We start from the raw sequence: 17,681 nt of genomic DNA, 5'->3' as shown, positions 1-17,681 counted from the left end.
GCGCGGTCAGGGCGAGCGGCTGCGCGAGGAGATCGTCGAGGCCGCGGCTGGCATGCTCGACGAGCTGGCCGACGACGAGGCGTTGTCGCTGCGTGCCGTGGCGCGGGCGGTGTCGATCGCCGCGACCTCGGTGTACCTGCACTTCCCGGACCGCGACGCGCTCGTGCTCGCCGTCCTGCAGCGGTGCCACGAGCAGCTCGTCGAGGCCGGTGACGCCGCGGCCGCGGCCGCCTCGGATCCCGCCGCCGCGCTGCGCGCCCGCATCCTCGCGCAGGCCCGCTGGGCGCGCGAGCACCCCGGCCTCTACAAGGTGCTCCGCGAGAGCGGGGTGCACCGCCGGCTGGGCATGCCGTTCAAGAAGGTGCTGGTCGAACGCACGGTCGCGGCGGTCCAGGCGTGCATGGACGCCGGCCTCGCCCCAGCCGACGACCCCACCACCGTCACCATCGACCTCCGCACGGCGGTCAACGGCATGCTCGCGCAGCGCATCAACGAGCCGGACCTGCCCTGGCCGCCGGCGGAGGAGCAGATCGACCGGTTCCTGGTCAAGCTCGTCGGCCTCCACCCCGCCTGAGCGCCCTCAGGCCGGCCGCACCTCGGCCTCGCTGGAAGATGCCGGCGTCGACGACTAGTCCGAAATGCTCGGTGCCGGTGCGCCGGCGTCACCGGGGCCGATCTGCTCGCCGCGCTCCAGCGGTTCTCGGCCGACCTGGCCTGACCGCCCGTCGCCCGGCGCGAGCGCGCGCCCGGCCTCGGCGAACACCTCGCGCATCCAGCGGTGCTCCGGGTCGTCCTCGTGCATCGGATGCCACCACAGCGCCTCCACCAGCGGCACCGGCTCGAACGGGCACGGCAGCACCCGAACACCGTCCACACCGGACAGCCGCGCCGCGAGGTGCCCCTGGATCAGCCCGATCCGCTCCGTCCCGGCGACCAGGTGGGGGAGTGCGAGGAAGCTCTCCACGACGGCGGTCACCCGCGGCTCGATCCCGAGTGCCTGCAGCTGACGCGCCACCGTGGTGAACGCCGTCGCGGACAGGTAGGTGAACACCCAGGGCAGTTTGCGCAGGTCGTCCATCGTCAGGGTGCCGCCGACCCGCTCGTTCCCCGTCGCGACCACGCAGCACCACGTGTCGGAGAACAGGTCGGCGTGCGGGGTGCCGTGCAGGAACCCGTGCGGCAACAGCACCGCGTCGGCCCCGCGCAGGCTCTCCGGCGCCTGGTCCACAACGGACGGTGTGGTGGGCTCGAACCGCAACCGCATCCCCGGCGCGCGCTCGTCCAGGATCGCGCCGACCGCGCCACCCAGCACGGCCATCACGTAGTCCGAGGCCAGGATCCGGAACTCCCGCCCCGAGGTGGCCGGGTCGAACCCGGGGTGACGGCTGAACGCCAGCCGGACCCCGGTCAGCGCGGCCTCCGCGCGCGGGCGCAGCTGCGCGGCCAGCGGGGTCAGCTCGTAGGCGTTGCCGTTGCGGACCAGCAGCTGGTCGCCGAAGTGCCGGCGCAGCCGGGCGAGTGAGGAGCTGAGCGCGGGCTGGCTGAGCCCCAGTCGCCCGGCGGCGCGCGTGACGCTCTTCTCGCGCAGCAGCGCGTCGAGCGGGACGAGGAGGTTCAGGTCCAGGTTCGTGAGGTTCACGGTCTCCCTCTCCGTTCGCCGTTGACTCGGGGACGACGGGCAGTCTAACCTCAAATCAGAATCAGCATGTTAAATTTATTTTTGACCGACCACTGGAGGTCGCTGTGCACTTCTCCGCGTTCCTGACCACCCGGTCCTCCGGTCCGGCCGACGACCGGCCCGTCATCGCGGCGATGATCGACCACGCGGTGGACGCCGAACGTCTCGGTTTCGACGCCGTCTTCCTGCCCGACCACCACTTCACCGGCTACGCGCCGCCGGCCAGCGACCCGGTGGTGTTCGCGGCCTACCTCGCCGCGAAGCTGCCCCGGCTGCACTTCGGGTTCTCCGTGCAGACGATCCCGCTGCACCACCCGGTGCGCTTCGCCGAGCGGCTCAACCTCATCGACCAGCTCACCGACGGCAAGGTCCTGGTCGGCACCGGCAGCGGGACCACGCCCGAGGAGATGATCGGGCTGGGCATCAACTACCAGGACACCGCGCGGCTGTCGGTGTCCAACCTGGAGATCGTGGAACGCCTGTGGGCCAAGAAGATCTCCGATCCGCCGGTGGAGTTCGACAACGGGCACTACCGCGGGTCGGTCGTCTCCCGGATCGTGCCCGCCCCCTATTCGGCGGAGGGCCCGCGGATGATGTCGGTCGCGGCCCGCCCGTCGAGCACGCAGCGCGCCGCGGACAAGGCGCAGCCCGCGTTCATCCTCGCCTTCACCCCGCCGACCATCGACGACGGGCGGCCGCTGGAGCACCTGCGCCGCTACTTCCGGGCCTACCGCGAGGCGCTGGAGGCGGCCGGGCACGACGAGACGCGCGTGGCCCGCGCCCTGGAGTGGACCACCCACACCTACCAGCACGTGCACGTCGCCGAGACCGACGAGCAGGCCGAGGAGGAGCTGCAGCTGCTCATGGAGCAGTACCAGGAGGCCATCGAGCGTGAGCACGTGGCGAACCTGGCCGCGGAGCGGATCACCGGCGTCACGCTGCCCCCGCCGCCGGACGCCCGCAAGCCCGGCTACCAGCGCACCTGGTGCCTGTGGGGCAGCCCGGAGACCGTCACCGAGCACCTGCGCGAGATCGCGGACATCGGCATCGGCAACGTGCTCGGCGGGTTCCTCGGCGGTCCGCTGACCCCGGAGCGGGTGGCGCTCGGCCGGCGGTCGATGGAACTGTTCGCCACCCGCGTCATGCCGCACTTCCGGACGGCGGCGTGACCGGCGCGCTGGACCCGGCGCGGCGGGCGGCCCTGACGGCGGGGGAGACCGGGTACCGCACCCCGGCCGAGCCCGCCGCCGGGCTGCGGCCGATGTACCTGGTGGACGGTCCGCTCGGCCTGGTCAGCCCCACCTTCGACGAGCGCGAGACGTCACTGCTGCTGCCGAGCGGGATCGCCCTGGGCGCCACCTGGGACCCGGACGTGGTGCGATCCGTCGCGGCCGCCGAGGGGTCGGAGGCCCGCCGCCGCGGCTTCGACGCCGTCTACGCCCCCAACCTCAACCTGGCGCGGACCGGGTTGTCCGGGCGGACGTTCGAGATGCTGTCGGAGGATCCGCTGCTGGCCGGTGTGCTGGGCGCGGCGTTCGTCGAGGGGCTGCAGGGGCAGGGCGTCGCCGCGGTGCCGAAGCACCTGGTGTGCAACGACACCGAGACCGAGCGGCAGCGGATGAGCGCCGAGGTCGACGACACCGCCTTGCGCGAGGTGTACCTGCGGCCGTTCGAGCACGCCGTGCGCGCGGGGGCCTGGGCGCTGATGACCGCCTACAACCGTCTCAACGGGACACCGTGCGCGGCGCACGCCGGGCTGCTGGCGATCGTCAAGGAGGAATGGGGTTTCGACGGGCTGGTGATCTCCGACTACTTCGCCCTGCACGAAACCCTCGGGCCCGCGCTCGCCGGGCTCGACCTCGAGATGCCCGGACCGGCGATCCACTTCGGCGCGCGCCTGGCGGAAGCCGTCGAGCGCGGGGAAGTGCCGCAGGCGCGCGTCGACGACGCCGTGACCCGGTTGCTGCGCCTGGCCGCTCGGGTAGGTGCGCTGGAGGGGAGCGAGCGGCAGGTCAGTGCTCCGGCGGTACCCGCCGGTCGCGCCCACGGGGTGCTGGTGGAGGCGGCGGTGGCGTCGTTCGTCCTGTGCCGCAACGAGGACGTGCTCCCGCTGGACCCGGGTGTCCGTCGGCTCGCGGTGATCGGGCCGAACGCCGACCGGCCGTGCTTCCAGGGCGCCACGTTCGGCCGCATCCGGCCCGATGGTGGCGCCACCACACCGCTCGACGCTCTGCGCAAGCGCTTTCCCGGCGAGATGGTGCACGAGCGCGGAGTGGACGGGGTTCCGGCGGCGCCGCTGGGCGCCTTCGAGGTGTCCACACCGGACGGGCGGCCGGGTGTGCTGCTGGAGCACTTCCGCGGCGGCGACCTGGTGTTGTCCGAGGTTCGCGCGGACAGTGCGTTCATCTGGTTCGGCGAGGTGCCGGGCGCCGGCCCGACGACTGAGCCGGGGATGCTGCGGTTGACCGCGGTGTTCACGCCGGCGGCCGACGGGCCGTGGACCTTCGCGGCGGGCGGTTCCGGCGCCACGACGCTGTCGGTCGACGGGACGGTGCTGGCTTCGCGACCGGCTCCCGACCCGGGTGACGTGATGGGGCAGGTCGCCCGGGCGGAAACCACCGGCGCCGGAATCGAACTGCGGGCTGGGAAACCGGTGACCGTGGTGGCCGAGATGACGTCGGCGGGCAGTCGCGTGCAGGCGCTGACGGTGTCGTGCACCCCGCCGCCGGAACCGGGCGCGCTGGCCCGCGCCCGGCGGCTGGCGGCCCAGGCCGACGCGGTGGTCCTCGTGGTCGGCGACGAGCTGGAAACCTCGCGCGAGAGCCGGGACCTGACCTCCTCGGCGCTGCCCGCCGCGCACCAGGAGCTGATCCGCGCGGTCGGCCGGGTCAACCCGCGGACCGTGGTGGTCGTCAACGCGGGCCGGCCGGTCGACGCGCCGTGGGCTTCCGACGTGGGCGCGGTGCTGCAGGGCTGGTTCGCCGGGCAGGGCTTCGCCGACGCGCTGGCGCGGGTGCTCGCGGGCGACGACGAACCCGGCGGACGGATGCCGGTGACCGTCCCGCTGCGCGACGAGGACCGGTCCACGCACGGGGAAACGCTGGACGCGGACCTGCGCCGGGACTACACCGCCGCCGAGCCCACGGGCTACCGGCACCTCGCGCTGAGCGGCACGCGGGCCCGGTTCGCGTTCGGCTCCGGGCTCGGCTACACGACGTTCCGCTTCGGTTCCGCGCGGTTCGACGGGCACTGGGTGCGGGTGGAGGTGACCAACACCGGTGCGCGGCGGGGGCGCGAGGTGGTGCAGGTGTACGTCCGGGCGCCGGGCGAGGCGGACGCGCGGCTGGCGGGATTCGCCGGCGTGCGGCTCGATCCGGGGGAGACGGCTGAGGTGGCGGTCCCCCTGGACGAGCGAACGTGGCAACGCCGGCGCGACGGCCGCTGGGTGGTGCCGCCGGGCGGGCACGAGGTGCTGGTGGGCCGCTCGGCGGAGGAGATCGAGCAGGTGCTGACCCGGGAGTGGTGAGGAGGTGGTGGGGGGATCGGCGTCCCCCACCACCACGTGGTCGTTTTCCCGCCAGCGTCGCCCTTCGCGCCACTTCTACCGTCGTGGCCGTGGACATTGATCTTTCGCCGGCCCGGCCGGTGCTCCGCGCACCGGTGGTGGGGTTCCTGACACTGGCCGCCGCGGTGGGCACCGCGACCCTGTATCCGCTGCAACCCTCGATCGCGGAGGTCGCCGGGTCGCTGGACGTCCCGGCGACCGTCGTCGGCTCGGTGCTCGCCTGCGGCCCGGCCGGGTACCTGGCCGGGCTCGCGGTGCTGGTCCCGCTGGTGGACCGGTTTCCGCCGAGAACGGTGGTGGCCGCGCAGTTCGCCGCGCTCGCCGCCGCCCTGGCACTGGCCACCGTCGCCGGGTCCGCCGCGCTGCTCGGGCTCGTGCTCGCCGTGATCGGCGCCGGCTCCGCGGTGGGGGCGCAGCTGAGTTCCGTCGCGGGACGGTTCGCCGAGCCGCGGCGCCGGGCGACCGTGCTCGGCGTGGTGACCTCCGGGATCTCCGCGGGCATTCTCGCCGGGCGGATCGGTGGCGGCTGGCTGACCGGGCTGATCGGCTGGCGCGGCATGCTGCTGGTGTTCGCGCTCGCGTGCGCGGTCCTCGCGCTCGCCGCCCGTCTGGCGCTGCCCGCAACGCCTGGCCGCGCCGGCGCCGGTTACCTGGCCACGCTGCGCGGACTGCCGGGGCTGTATCTGAGGTTCCCGGGGTTGCGACTGGCTGCCGGGCGCGGATTCCTGTGGTTCTTCGCGTTCTGCGCGGTGTGGGCGGGCATCGCGGTCGCGCTGTCGCAACCGCCGTTCTCGTATTCGCCGGAACGGATCGGCGCGTACGCGGCGGCCGGGCTGCTCGGCATCGTCGCCACCCGGATCGCCGGGGCGTGGACCGACCGCGTCGGCGCACGACGGGTGATCCTCACCGGACTCGCGCTCGCCGCCGCGGCGACGCTCACGCTCGGCCTTTGCCTGCCGAACACGGCCCTCACGCTGGTCTGCCTCGGTCTGTTCGACGCCGGGCTGTTCGCCGCGCAGGTGGCCAACCAGAGCACCGTGCTCGCGCTCGACCAGGCGGCGCCCGCGCGGTTCAACAGCGCCTACATGGTCGTCTACTTCATCGGCGGCACCCTCGGCACCGCGGCCGGCGCGGCCGCGGTCGGCCGGTTCGGCTGGACCACGACCGCGACGGTCAGCGCCGCGGCGATCCTGGCCGCCGCCGGGATCACCGCGAGCAGCCGGGCCGGATCCCGGTGACCGCGCCGCCGTGGGCGTCCTCGGCGTTACAGCCCGGCCGCGATCTCCGTGATCGCCCGCAGCGAGGCCACCGAACCGGTCGTCGGCACGTACTCCAGTCCGAACGGGCCCCGGTAGCCCAGCTCCCGCAGCTCACGCAGCCGCGCGGCCCAGTCGACCGTTCCGGTGCCCGGTTCGCCGCGGTCGGGCAGGTCGGCGATCTGCACGTGCGACACCAGCTCCATCGCGCCGGCCACCTCCCGCGCGGGAGTCTCACCCATCTGCAGCGAGTGGTAGGCGTCGTAGAGCAGGGCGAGCCCGGGGGAGCCGACCTCGCGCACCGCGGCCAGGCACTCGGCCGTCGTGTCGAACAGGGTGCCCGGGTGGTCGACCTTCGTGTTCAGGTTCTCCAGCACGATCGTCACGCCGTGCGCGGCGGCGATCTCCGCGCCGGCCTTCAGCGCCTCCACGACGATGCCGTGCTGCACGGCCCGCTTCAGGTACGGCAGGCCGACCCCGGAGCCGGTGACGATCCGGGTGCAGCCCAGCCGGTTCGCCACCGCCACGGCCTCCCGCACGTGCCCGAGGAACCCTTCGTGGGTCTTCGCGTCCGCGAGCGTGAGCCGTCCCTCGATCAGCATCGTGTGCAGGGTCGTCCCGGTGGACGTGAGGGCCTTTTCGAGGCGGTCGAGGTCCTTGTCGCTGTGCGACCAGATCTCCACCACGTCGAAGCCGTGGTCGGCGGCCGCGCGGACGCGGTCACCGGGATCGTCCCCGGCTTCGCGGAACAGCAGCTCGATGTTGACGGACAGGGGAAGTGACACGGGATCTCCCAGCTTCAGATGTGGTTGCGGTCGAACAGACGTTGCGCGTACCAGCCGTTCAGCATGGCGCTGCGCGCCGGGTTGGGCGTCTGCTCGCTTTCGAACACCGCCCAGCCGGACCAGTCGCGCAGCAGCGCGGCGACGGCGGGGAAGTCGACCAGGCCGCCGCGCGTGCCGCATTCGTAGAACCAGCGGTCGATCTCCCGGGCGCCGCCTTCGGACAGCATGCTCGCCTCGGCGTGTGGGGCCAGCCGCTCACCGGCCTCGTCGACGTAGCGGGTGTCCTTGAGGTGCAGGTGATCCACGCGGTCGAGGTGCCCGGACAGCACGCGCACGGGGTCGAGGCCCGCGACGGTGAGTTCGGCGGTGTCCACGGTCAGGCCCACCAGGTCGGGGTCGGTGCCGGCGAGCAGCTGCGCCAGGACCTTCTCGTCGGCCGCCGCGGACAGGCAGTCCACGTGCAGCGACACCCGCACCCCGGACTCCGCCGCCATCGCGCCGACGGCGTTCCACCCGTCCGCCGCGTCGACGAGACGCCCGTCGGTCAGCGCGCCGTGCCCGGGCAGAGCGCGCACCACCAGCCGCTCGGCGCCGGCCTCGGCGAGGAACTCCGCGAACGGCCGCAACGACTCCACGATCGCGGCGTGCTGACCGGTGTCCAGGATGGATCGGCCGTGGCTGAGCTCCTCGTCCACCGGCTCACCGGGATCGACGTAGTACGAGCACACCCGCAGGCCGGTTTCCCGCACCAGGTCGAGGAAGGCGGTGGTGGAACCGTAGGTCGCCGCGATGGAAGTGGGGCGGCCCAGCGGGTCCCACCGGCCGGTGCCGGCCCGCAGCTCCACACCGGTGAAACCGCACGCGGCGATCACCTTCAGCGCGCGCCGGTGCTGTTCGGGGCGGGTGAAGTCGTCGAAGTTGGGTTTCCACTGGTTGATGGCGTAGCCGAGGTGGATGGTCATGCGCGGATCTCCGAGAGGACGTTGCGGGCGTACCACATGGACAGTGCGGTGGCCTCGGCGTAGTCGCCACCGATGTTGGCCTTGTCGTGCTCGACGGTGATCCAGCCGGTGTAGCCGGTGTCGCGGAGCGCCCGCATCAGCCGCGGGAAGTCGACGAGCCCGCCCTCGGTGCCCATTTCGTGGAACCAGCGGTCGGTCTGCGGCGCCATCAGCTCGGCGTCCGGGCTGTGCCGGTAGGCCTGCGTGGTGTCGACCTGGCGGGTGTCCTTGAAGTGGAAGCCGGAGCAGCGCTCGTGCAGGTCGAGGAACAACGCGACCGGGTCGAGCCCGGCGATGCAGTGCTGCGCGGTGTCGCAGAAGAAGCTCACGTACCGCGGATCGGACCAGTCGTAGAACTTGCGGATGTCGGACTCGGTGCGGATGGCGCAGAAGAACTCGTGGTGCGCCGTCGTCCGCACGCCGAACTCGGTGAGCGTCATCTCGCCGACGCGGCTCCAGCACTCCGCCGCGGCCTTGATCTTGTCGTCGGTGACCGGCGCGGCGGCGGTGTAGAGGCTCGCCGGCATCACGATCAGGTTCTCGATCTCCAGCGCCTGCCACATCCCCAGCATCCGCCGCGTGCTCTCGACGATCTCGTGGTGCGTCCCGCGCACGTGCGGATCGGCCAGCCGCGGGTCGTACATGATGCCGCGGAACAGGTTCACGATCTTGCCGATGCCGTGGTCGCGCAGGTAGTCCTGGTAGTTCGCGACCGAGCCGAACATGCCGGTCAGCGCGAAGACCTGGAAGTCGAACATGTCCAGGCCCTCGAACCCGACCGCGCTGATCTGCTTGACGAAGTCGTCCATGTGGCGGCGGGCGGTGTACTGCGTCACGGGCCCGCGCGGGCTGTCCGCCCGCCAGTGGTCCATGTAGCTCCAGCGGAGCGCGGTCATCGTCGATCAACTCCAGAAGGTCGGGTGCACCAGTGAATCATAATTATGATTCTGATTCTAGTCTTTGGTCTGGGAGGGCCAGTGCGCAGGCGAGCCCGGCCGCGAAGCACGCCGCGGCGGTCGCGAACACCGGCGCGTAGGACCCGCCCGCCGCCCGGGCGACCAGGGCGCCGAGCACGGCCGCGCCGACGGTCACCCCGGTCTCCCGGACGAAGGCCAGTCCTGCCGTGACCGCTCCGGCCCGCCGGGCGCCGCCCGCGTCCTGCGCCACCACGACGACGATCTGCATGAACAGCCCGGTGCCCAGGCCCAGCAGCGCGAGCAGGGCCGCGACCACGGGCAGCGGCGCCGCGCCGGCCCACGCCAGTGCCGCGGCCGCGCCGCCGGACAACGCGCACCCCGCGACGGGGAAGGGGCGCCACGCGCCCCAGCGGCGCACCGCGAACCCGGAGGTGTTGACCCCGGCGACGATCCCGGCGGTGACCGGCAGCAGCAGGAGCCCCGACGTGGTCGCCGAGGCGGCGGTACACCTCCTGCACCCACGTCGGCACGTAGGCCAGCACGCCGAACAGGCCGATCCCGCCGGTCAGCGCCAGCACGCAGCTCAACCGCACCGTGCGGTCGCGCAACAACGCCACCGGGAGGACCGGGTTGGCGGCCCGCCGCTCCCACCCGAGAGCGACCGCGCCGGTCACCGCGGTGAGCGCCGCTGCCGTGGTGGTGACGGCGTTCCAGCCGGTTTCGGCGGCCGTGGTGGTGACCAGGACGAGACCGGTGGCCGCCGTGGCGAGCAGGACCGCGCCGAGCGTGTCGAACCGCCCGCGCCCGGCGAGACCGCGGTCGGCCGGGACGGCGGCGCGGACGAGCACGACCGCCGCGGCCCCGAGCGGCAGGTTGAGCCAGAAGACCCAGCGCCAGGACGTGACGTCGGTGAGCCAGCCGCCGAGCAGGGGACCGGCCACCGTGGCGATCGCGTACACCGCCCCGAGCGGCCCGAGGAACGCGGCGCGCTCGCGAGCCGGCACCGCGCCGGCCACGACGGCCTGCGGCAGCACCAGCAATCCGGCGCCACCGAGGCCCTGCGCCAGCCGTGCGGCGGCGAGGAACGCGACGTCGCCGGCGAACCCGCAGGCGGCGGACGCGGCCACGAACACCGCGATCGACAGGGTCAGCACCCGGCGGTGCCCGAAGCGGTCGCCCAGCGCCCCGGCGGCCGGCATCGCGGCGGTCAGGGCCAGCGCGTAGGCGGTGACGACCCATGAGGCGCGCGACGGTGCGCCCAGTTCGGCGACGATCGCGGGCAGCGCGGTGGCGACGATCGTCTGGTCGAGCGCGCCGAGCGCGGTGACGAGGAAGAGGCAGGCGAACAGGGCGCGGCGCCCGCTTGCGGTGGGGGCGAGGGGCACGGAGGACTCCCTGGGGGCGGCGGCCGGGTGCTGTGCGGTGGGCGGGGGCGCGGGGGAGTCTCTGGCGCCACGGCGGCGACCGGGCGCGGTGACGAGGACGAGGCGGGCGAACAGGGCGCGGCGCCCGCTTGCGGTGGGGGCGAGGGGCACGGAGGACTCCCTGGGGGCGGCGGCCGGGTGCTGTGCGGTGCGGTGGGCGGGGGCGCGGGGGAGTCTCTGGTGCCACGGCGGCGACCGGGCGCGGTGACGAGGACGAGGCGGGCGAACAGGGCGCGGCGCCCGCTTGCGGTGGGGGACACGGGAAGGCTCCTGGAACCGACGGCGGCGACCGGGCGCGGAGAGGGGTCGGCTCCCCGACGGGCGGCTCGCGGGCGCACCCCGCCGTCGCCGGGATTATGCACCACGTGCCCAGCGGCCGGGAGCGCTCGGCGCGGTGTTTGCCCAGGTCACGCGCGCGGCATCGGTCCCGTGGATAAGCAGAATCCGAACTATGAATTTCCTTTACACTGACCCGGTGCCGCATCGTGGTCAGGGTCTTCCCCGGCGCCACGACGGCGCCGTTGTGCGCAAAGGAGCGGCACTGTGGACATCACCAGCGACGTCACCCCGCGGGTGACGCCCGGACACGCGGTCCGGCTCGGATGGCGGGAGAAGCTCGGCTACGGAGCCGGCGACCTCGCCTCGAACCTCTCCTGGAACCTGGTCGGCGGCTTCCTGCTCTACTACTACACCGACGTCGCCGTGGTGCCGGTCGCCGCGCTCGGCACCCTGTTCCTGGTCGCCCGGCTGCTGGACGCGATCGTCGACCCGGCGATCGGCGTGCTGGTCGACCGCACGCGTTCGCGCTGGGGCAAGGCGCGGCCCTACCTGATCTTCGCGTCGATCCCGTTCGGCGTCCTCGGCGTGCTCACCTTCACCGTCCCGGACATCGGCGACACCGGGAAGCTGATCTACGCCTTCCTCACCTACCTGACGCTGGGCCTGCTGTTCTCGCTGGTCAACGTCCCGTACAGCTCGCTGCTGCCGATGATGACGCGGGATTCTCAGGAACGCATGCAGATGGGCGGGCTGCGCGCGATCGGCAGCTCGGTCGGATCGATCATCGTCACCGCGGGGACCACGCCGTTCGTGGCCCTGCTCGGCGGCGGGAACGAGCAACACGGCTGGACCATCGCGACGCTGATCTTCAGCGTGCTGTCCGTCGGGTTCTTCGTGTTCACCTTCCTGGTCTGCAAGGAGCGCTACGCGCTGCCGCCGGAGACCGACTCGCTCCGCCCGCGCGACGCGATGCGCACCCTGTGGGGCAACCGCGTCTGGAAGATCACCTTCGTCTACGGCGTGCTCAACTTCGTGCGGCTGGGCATGGTGCTCGCGGTGACCGTCTACTTCGCACTGTCGGTGCTGCACGCGCCGTGGGCGATCTCGGTCCTGCTGCCGCTGGTCTCCGGCGCGATGATCGTCGGCGGGTTCGTGGCCCCGGCGTACTACCGGCGGTTTGGCAAGCGGCGCGGCAACATCCAGGCGCTGGCGGTCGGGTTCGTCTTCTGGGCCGCGATGCTGCCCCTGGAGAGCAGCTTCCCCGCGTTCCTCACCTGCTACATCCTCGGCACGCTGGCGATCAACCTGTCGATGGTCTCGATGTTCACCATGGTCGCCGACACCGTCGAGTACCAGCAGTGGCGCTTCGGCACCCGCAACGAGGGGCTGCTCTCCTCGGGCATCAGCTTCGCCACCAAGGTCGGCTCGGCGGTCGGCGCGGCCGCCGTCGCCTACGGCCTCGGCCTGGCCGGCTACACGCCCGGCGAGGCGAACGGCTCGGCGCTGACCGCGATCCGGGTGATGTTCTACGGCGCCCCGCTGCTGCTGATCGCGCTGCAGGCGCTGACGATGGCGTTCTGGGACCTCGACGGCAAGCACGAACGGATGGCCGAGGAGATCGACCGCGCGAGCCGCGCGAAGGAGGAGGGCTGACGTGAACCCGTCCGACGGCGCCGAGTTCCGGCGCGCGCTGAGCCACTACCCGACCGGCGTCTGCGTCATCACCGCCGGCACCGGCGTTTCGATGGTGGTCGGCACGTTCACCTCGGTGTCGCTGGACCCGCCGCTGGTGGGCTTCCTGCCCGACCGGGCCAGCACGTCGTGGCCCCGGATCCGCGAGACCGGCCGCTTCTGCGCCAACGTCCTCGCCGCCGGCAGCGAAGGGCTGTGCCGGGACTTCGTGCGCAAGGCGCCGGACCGGTTCGCCGTGCACGGCCTGCCCGGTCCGGCACCGTTCGGGCCGCGGCTGTCCGGCACGGTCCTGCGGGTCGGCTGCGACATCGAAGCGGTGCGCCCGGCCGGCGATCACGAGCTGGTGCTGGGCCGGGTGCGCGCGCTGGAGGTCGAGCCGGAGGCGGGGGAGCCGATGGTGTTCCTGCGCGGCCGCTACGCCGCGGCGGCGGTGCCGGCGTGATCCCGGTGTCGCCGTCGGTGACCGCGGTGCCGTACGGTCGGCCCGTGGAGAGCGTCAACGCCCGGGTCCGGGAGCCCAAGCAGGAACGCAGCCGGCTGTCGTTCGACAAGGCACTGGACGCGGTGATCGCGCTGCTGGTCGAACGCCGCTCGGACTCCTTCACCCTCGCCGACGTCGCCCAGCGCGCCGGGGTGTCCACCGGGTCGATCTACGGCCGGGTGAGCAGCAAGGACGACCTGATCCGCACCGCGCACGCCCGCGAGATGGAACGGATCGGCGACCAGCAGCGCGCGGCGTTCGCCGAGCCCGCCCCGGCGGGGGAGACCTTCGGCGAGGCGGTCGAGCGGGTCATCGGCACGGCGGCCGACCTGCTGCGCCGCAACGCGCCGGTGCTCGGCCCGTTCATGCTGCTGGCCAACACCGACGCGCAGATCGCCGAGCTGGGTGGGGCCGCGCACGCGGAGCTGCGGGAGGCGTTCGTCGCCGCGCTGGCCGAGCGGGCGGACGAGATCAGCCACCCCGAGCCGCGCCGCGCGCTGGAGTGGAGCTTCACCGTCGTCTACAGCGTGCTCGCCCGCTGGCTGGCCCTGGGCAGCACGCAGCAGGCCTCCGGCGAGGGGGAGTGGTCGGACATCCTGGCCGACCTCGCGCGGATGGTGCTGGCCTTCCTCACCCAGCCGGCGGCGCCGCCGAAGAAGCGCCGCCGCTGACTGTTCCGCCGCGGAAGGCCCTCGCTTTTCGCGGCTCACAAAACTAGAATCATCATGCTGAATCTGAAAGTAGAGGAGATCCCGTGAGCGCCCCTCCCGACCGCCCGCGCCGCGGCGTGAGCCTGTATTCCTTCCAGGAGGAGTACTTCCTGCGCACCATGTCCGTCGAGGACTGCGTCGCCGCCTGCGCGTCGATGGGCGCCCTGGGGATCGAGATCATCCCGGAGCAGTCCATCCCGGGCTACCCGGTGCTGACCGACGAGTTCGTGGCGCGCTGGCACGGCTGGATGGCGACCTACGGGACGACCCCGGTCGCCACCAACGCCTTCCTCGACACCAAGCTCCACGCGGACCGCTGGCTCACCCTCGACGAGCAGGTGGCCTCGCTGCGGCGCGACATCGACATCGCGGCCCGGCTCGGCGCCGGCATCGTCAAGGCCACCATCAACTTCTCGCCCGAGGTGATGGCCGCCGCCGCGCCCTACGCCGAGGACCGCGGCGTCCGGTTGCTGCTCGAGGTGCACGCGCCGTTCCACTTCTCCCACCCGTGGATCCTCGAGCACCTCGAGGTGATGCACCGGTTCGGCCCGCACGTGCTCGGGCTGATGCCGGACATGGGCGTGCACGTCCGGCGGTTCCCGCGCGTGGTCAGCGAACGCGCCCTGCGCGACGGCGCGCGGCCGGATCTCGTCGACTACATCGTGCGGACCTACGACGACCACGGCGACACCCACGCGCTGATGGACATCGTCAACTACCGCGGCGGCGGGCCGGTCGAGTTCGGCCTGGCGCGCCAGGCCACCCACTACATCTGGACCGAGCCGAAGGACATGCTGGAGCACCTGCCGTTCATCGGGCACGTGCAGGCGAAGTTCTACGAGATGACCGACGAGGGGTACGAGTACAGCATCCCCTACGACGAAATCGTGCCGGTGCTCGCCGACGGCGGGTTCACCGGCTACCTGTCCAGCGAGTACGAGGGCAACCGGCACATCCAGGACGCCTTCCCCGTCGACAGCGTCGAGCAGGTGCGCCGCCAGCAGGAGATGCTGGCGCGGCTGCTCGGCGAAACCCCCTGAGGAGATCGCAGTGTTCGACCAGTACATCGTGTGCGGCCTGCGCGCCCGCGGCGAGGACGGCGGGGAGGTGGAGGTGCGGATGCCCTACTACCGCGGGCTCTTCCTGTCCATGGTGGAGGCCGTGGACCTCGTCCTGGACGGCACGCCGGTGCCGCCGGAGCGCACCACGTTCACCGTGCACGGCAACACCTACACCTTCGCCGAACTGCCCCGGGTCACCGACGACCGGTGGGAGATGGGGGAACGCGCGGTGCTCGGCTTCACCACCGACGAGCCGCTGACGCCGGGCGAGCACGACGTGGCCGTCTCCGTGCGGCTACGCATCTCCTACATGCCGGTGCCCGGCGGCGGGCGCGACCGCAAGCGGCTGGTCCTGGCATGAGGGCGTTCCCCGATGCGGTGGACGTCGCGATCGTCGGGAGTGGACCGTGCGGCGCGGCGTACGCGCGGATCCTGTCCGAGACGCGGCCGGACCTGCGGCTCGCCACGTTCGAGGCCGGGCCGTTGCTCGCCGATCCACCGGGCGGGCACGTGAAGAACATCGCCGACCCCGCCGCGCGGGAACGGGCGCAGCGACGCTCGGAGGGGCCCGGTGGTTCCCGGCGCGGGCGGCCGGGGACCTTCCTCCTCGGCGGCGAGGGACTGCCCGCCGCGGCCATGTCCACCAACGTCGGCGGCATGGGCGCGCACTGGACGGCGGCCTGCCCGCGCCCCGGCGACAGCGAGCGGATCGGGTTCCTGCCGGACCTGGACGACCTGCTCGACGAGGCCGAACGCCTGCTCGGGGTGTCCGCGCACGCCTTCGACGACGCGCCCTTCGCCGCCGAGGTCCGCAAACGGCTCGCCGCGGCCTTCGACCCGGGCCGCAGCGAGGACCGCCGGGTGCGGCCGATGCCGCTGGCCGTGCGGTGCGATCCGGACGGCGCGCTGACCTGGTCCGGGGCCGACGTCGTGTTCGGCGAGGCGACCCGGCGCAACGAGCGGCACACGCTGTTCCCGGAAGCGCTGGTGACGCGCGTGCTCGTGGAGGACGGGCGGGCGTGTGGTGTGCTGGTGCGCGATCTGCGGGACGGCGGTGAGCACGAGGTCCGCGCCGCGCGGGTCGTGGTGGCCGCGGACGCGCTGCGCACGCCGCAACTGCTGTGGGCGTCCGGGGTGCGGCCGGCGGCGCTGGGCCGCTACCTCAACGACCAGCCGCAGGTGGTGTTCGCGGTGCGGTTGCGGGATGTCGGACCGCTGGAGATCGATCCGCGGGGCCGGTCGCGGATCGTGCGGCAGAGCGGGGTGAGCTGGGTGCCGTTCACCGACGCCGAACCCTTCCACGGCCAGGTGATGCAGCTCGACGCGTCCCCGGTGCCGCTAGCGCCGGACGACGTGCCCGCGCCCGGATCGATCGTCGGGTTGGGCTGGTTCTGCGCGAAGGACGTGCGGGCCGAGGACCGGGTCGAGTTCGACGACACCGCGCGCGACGGCTACGGCATGCCGGCGATGCGCATCCAGTACCGGCTCACCGTGCGGGACGAGGCCGCGCTGGACGCGGCTCGCGCCGCGGTGCGCCGGGCCGCGTCCGCGCTCGGCGAGCCGCTGGACGACGAGCCGATCACGCTCCCGCCCGGGGCGTCCCTGCACTACCAGGGCACGGTCCGGATGGGGCGGGCCGATGACGGCACGTCCGTGTGCGACCCGTCTTCGCGGGTGTGGGGTGTCGAGGGCCTGCACGTGGCCGGCAACGGCGTCATCCCCACCGCGACCGCCTGCAACCCGACGCTGACGTCGGTGGCGCTGGCCGTCGCCGGGGCCCGGCGGATCGCGGAGGAGATCTGATGGAGGTGGACAAGATCGCGACGGTCGTCCCGGTGGCCGACCTGCCCGCCGCGGTCGCCGTGTGGTCGCGGCTGCTGGGCGCGGACCCGACGTTCGTCGACGGCGACCGGTGGGCGCAGTTCGACGTGGCCGGGGCGCGGGTGGCGCTGGCCGGGACGGACAGCGTGACGTCCGGACCCGGGTTGCTGCTGCGCGTCGCCGACCTGGCCGCCGCCCGCACCGAGGCCGAGGCCGCGGGCCTGAAGGTGGGCCCGGTCGAGGAGGGCCCGCACGAGCTGCGGTGTCTGGTGTGGACAGACGAAGGAATGGAGGTCGTGCTGCACAGCAAGTAGCACCGGGTGGGTGCGGTGCTCCCTGGTCGCACCGGTGCACGGGGAGCCCACACCGGCCGCTACACCGTGACCGGCAACCGCATCGACTACGTGGACGACACCGGCTTCACCGCGACCGGCGACGTCCTGTACCACGAGCACCTCGTCCTCCACCGGGAGAGCTGACCGGCGCCGCGGGGCTAACCTGGCCGCATGAAGAGGACGTCGTTCGCGAACTGGCCGTGCTCCATCGCCCGCACCGTCGACCTGCTGGGCGACGCCTGGACGCCCCTGGTGCTGCGCGAGGCCTTCTACGGCGTCCGCCGGTTCGACGACTTCCAGCAGTCCCTGGGAATCGCCCGCAACACGCTCACCGACCGGCTGCGCCGGCTCGTCGAGCAGGGGCTGCTGGAGCGGCGGCCCTACCAGGACGAGCCCCGCCGCCACGAGTACCTGCTCACCGAGCAGGGCCGGGACTTCTTCCCGGTGCTGGCCGCGCTGTCCCGGTGGGGCGACCGGTGGCTCGCCGGTGACGAGGGCGCGCCGATCACCTTCCACCACGAGCCCTGCGGCCACGACACCCACGCCGAGGTCGTCTGCGCGCGGTGCGGTGAGCCGCTGCGCGCCGACGAGACCCGGATGCGGCTCGGCCCCGGGTTCCCGGAGCGGCTCAAAAGCAGGCCGGACGTGCGGGACAGGTTCTTGACAAGCTAAGTCT

The 17,681-nt window shown here is 73.0% G+C and carries 17 protein-coding genes and 1 pseudogene; 13 read left to right on the top strand and 5 right to left on the bottom strand.

The features are described 5' to 3' along the window. Window positions 1-52 precede the first annotated feature (52 nt). Window positions 53-574 carry a TetR/AcrR family transcriptional regulator gene (locus tag IE290_RS11315; protein WP_229874406.1) on the top strand — a complete coding sequence of 174 codons (522 nt, stop codon included), beginning with the start codon at window positions 53-55 and terminating at the stop codon, window positions 572-574. A gap of 54 nt (window positions 575-628) precedes the next feature. Here IE290_RS11315 and IE290_RS11310 read toward each other — a convergent pair whose 3' ends face one another. Next, complete coding sequence (locus tag IE290_RS11310; protein ID WP_229874405.1) at window positions 629-1,639, bottom strand: LysR family transcriptional regulator; 1,011 nt, start codon at window positions 1,637-1,639, stop codon at window positions 629-631. Between the two features lie 104 nt (window positions 1,640-1,743). On the opposite strand from IE290_RS11310, the gene IE290_RS11305 reads away from it, so the two are divergent. The 3 genes from IE290_RS11305 to IE290_RS11295 all read left to right on the top strand — a co-directional run bounded on the left by IE290_RS11305 (window position 1,744) and on the right by IE290_RS11295 (window position 6,481). Further along, the gene (locus tag IE290_RS11305) at window positions 1,744-2,847 is read left to right on the top strand and encodes an LLM class flavin-dependent oxidoreductase (protein ID WP_191244496.1); all 1,104 of its coding nucleotides are present in this window, start codon (window positions 1,744-1,746) and stop codon (window positions 2,845-2,847) included. Then, a complete protein-coding gene (locus IE290_RS11300; protein WP_191244495.1) occupies window positions 2,844-5,204 on the top strand; it encodes a glycoside hydrolase family 3 protein in 2,361 nt (786 codons plus the stop codon). The genes IE290_RS11305 and IE290_RS11300 overlap by 4 nt, the downstream gene beginning before the upstream one ends. A gap of 89 nt (window positions 5,205-5,293) precedes the next feature. Then, window positions 5,294-6,481, top strand: a complete 1,188-nt coding sequence (locus tag IE290_RS11295; protein WP_229874404.1) for an MFS transporter — start codon at window positions 5,294-5,296, stop codon at window positions 6,479-6,481. A gap of 26 nt (window positions 6,482-6,507) precedes the next feature. Here the strand turns inward: IE290_RS11295 and IE290_RS11290 are convergent, their stop codons facing one another. From IE290_RS11290 to IE290_RS11275, 4 genes are read right to left on the bottom strand one after another with little or no spacing between them, the layout of a single operon-like run. Beyond that, complete coding sequence (locus IE290_RS11290) at window positions 6,508-7,284, bottom strand: TIM barrel protein (RefSeq protein ID WP_229874403.1); 777 nt, start codon at window positions 7,282-7,284, stop codon at window positions 6,508-6,510. A 14-nt stretch (window positions 7,285-7,298) separates the two neighbouring features. Continuing rightward, on the bottom strand, window positions 7,299-8,246 hold the full coding sequence (locus tag IE290_RS11285; protein WP_191244494.1) for a sugar phosphate isomerase/epimerase family protein: 948 nt from the start codon (window positions 8,244-8,246) through the stop codon (window positions 7,299-7,301). Beyond that, entirely contained in the window at window positions 8,243-9,181 is a 939-nt protein-coding gene (locus IE290_RS11280; protein ID WP_191244493.1) for a sugar phosphate isomerase/epimerase family protein, read from the bottom strand. Before IE290_RS11280 ends, IE290_RS11285 begins: the two co-directional genes overlap by 4 nt. After that, a complete protein-coding gene (locus IE290_RS11275; protein ID WP_191244492.1) occupies window positions 9,178-10,587 on the bottom strand; it encodes an MFS transporter in 1,410 nt (469 codons plus the stop codon). The genes IE290_RS11280 and IE290_RS11275 overlap by 4 nt, the downstream gene beginning before the upstream one ends. Before the next feature lie 582 nt (window positions 10,588-11,169). On the opposite strand from IE290_RS11275, the gene IE290_RS11270 reads away from it, so the two are divergent. The 9 genes and pseudogenes from IE290_RS11270 to IE290_RS11230 all read left to right on the top strand — a co-directional run bounded on the left by IE290_RS11270 (window position 11,170) and on the right by IE290_RS11230 (window position 17,677). Beyond that, on the top strand, window positions 11,170-12,558 hold the full coding sequence (locus IE290_RS11270) for an MFS transporter (RefSeq protein WP_191244491.1): 1,389 nt from the start codon (window positions 11,170-11,172) through the stop codon (window positions 12,556-12,558). Between the two features lies 1 nt (window position 12,559). After that, on the top strand, window positions 12,560-13,039 hold the full coding sequence (locus tag IE290_RS11265; RefSeq protein WP_191244490.1) for a flavin reductase family protein: 480 nt from the start codon (window positions 12,560-12,562) through the stop codon (window positions 13,037-13,039). A gap of 44 nt (window positions 13,040-13,083) precedes the next feature. Further along, window positions 13,084-13,749: a TetR/AcrR family transcriptional regulator gene (locus tag IE290_RS11260; RefSeq protein WP_229874402.1), complete on the top strand. Its 666-nt coding sequence runs from the start codon at window positions 13,084-13,086 to the stop codon at window positions 13,747-13,749. Between the two features lie 83 nt (window positions 13,750-13,832). Further along, entirely contained in the window at window positions 13,833-14,828 is a 996-nt protein-coding gene (locus IE290_RS11255) for a sugar phosphate isomerase/epimerase family protein (protein WP_191244488.1), read from the top strand. A 10-nt stretch (window positions 14,829-14,838) separates the two neighbouring features. Beyond that, on the top strand, window positions 14,839-15,210 hold the full coding sequence (locus tag IE290_RS11250) for a C-glycoside deglycosidase beta subunit domain-containing protein (protein WP_191244487.1): 372 nt from the start codon (window positions 14,839-14,841) through the stop codon (window positions 15,208-15,210). Continuing rightward, the gene (locus tag IE290_RS11245) at window positions 15,207-16,652 is read left to right on the top strand and encodes a GMC oxidoreductase (protein ID WP_191244486.1); all 1,446 of its coding nucleotides are present in this window, start codon (window positions 15,207-15,209) and stop codon (window positions 16,650-16,652) included. Before IE290_RS11250 ends, IE290_RS11245 begins: the two co-directional genes overlap by 4 nt. Further along, the gene (locus tag IE290_RS11240; protein WP_191244485.1) at window positions 16,652-16,984 is read left to right on the top strand and encodes a VOC family protein; all 333 of its coding nucleotides are present in this window, start codon (window positions 16,652-16,654) and stop codon (window positions 16,982-16,984) included. The genes IE290_RS11245 and IE290_RS11240 overlap by 1 nt, the downstream gene beginning before the upstream one ends. Before the next feature lie 39 nt (window positions 16,985-17,023). After that, a pseudogene (locus tag IE290_RS11235) lies at window positions 17,024-17,149 on the top strand (Atu4866 domain-containing protein); the annotation flags it as partial. A gap of 27 nt (window positions 17,150-17,176) precedes the next feature. Further along, window positions 17,177-17,677, top strand: a complete 501-nt coding sequence (locus tag IE290_RS11230) for a winged helix-turn-helix transcriptional regulator (RefSeq protein WP_191244483.1) — start codon at window positions 17,177-17,179, stop codon at window positions 17,675-17,677. Window positions 17,678-17,681 lie beyond the last annotated feature (4 nt).

Source organism: Amycolatopsis deserti (assembly GCF_014653945.1).
In the GTDB taxonomy this organism is placed as follows: Bacteria; Actinomycetota; Actinomycetes; order Mycobacteriales; family Pseudonocardiaceae; genus Amycolatopsis_E; species Amycolatopsis_E deserti.
The sequence above is the reverse complement of the archived record's forward strand: the minus strand, read 5'-3'. Positions and strand labels throughout refer to the sequence as shown.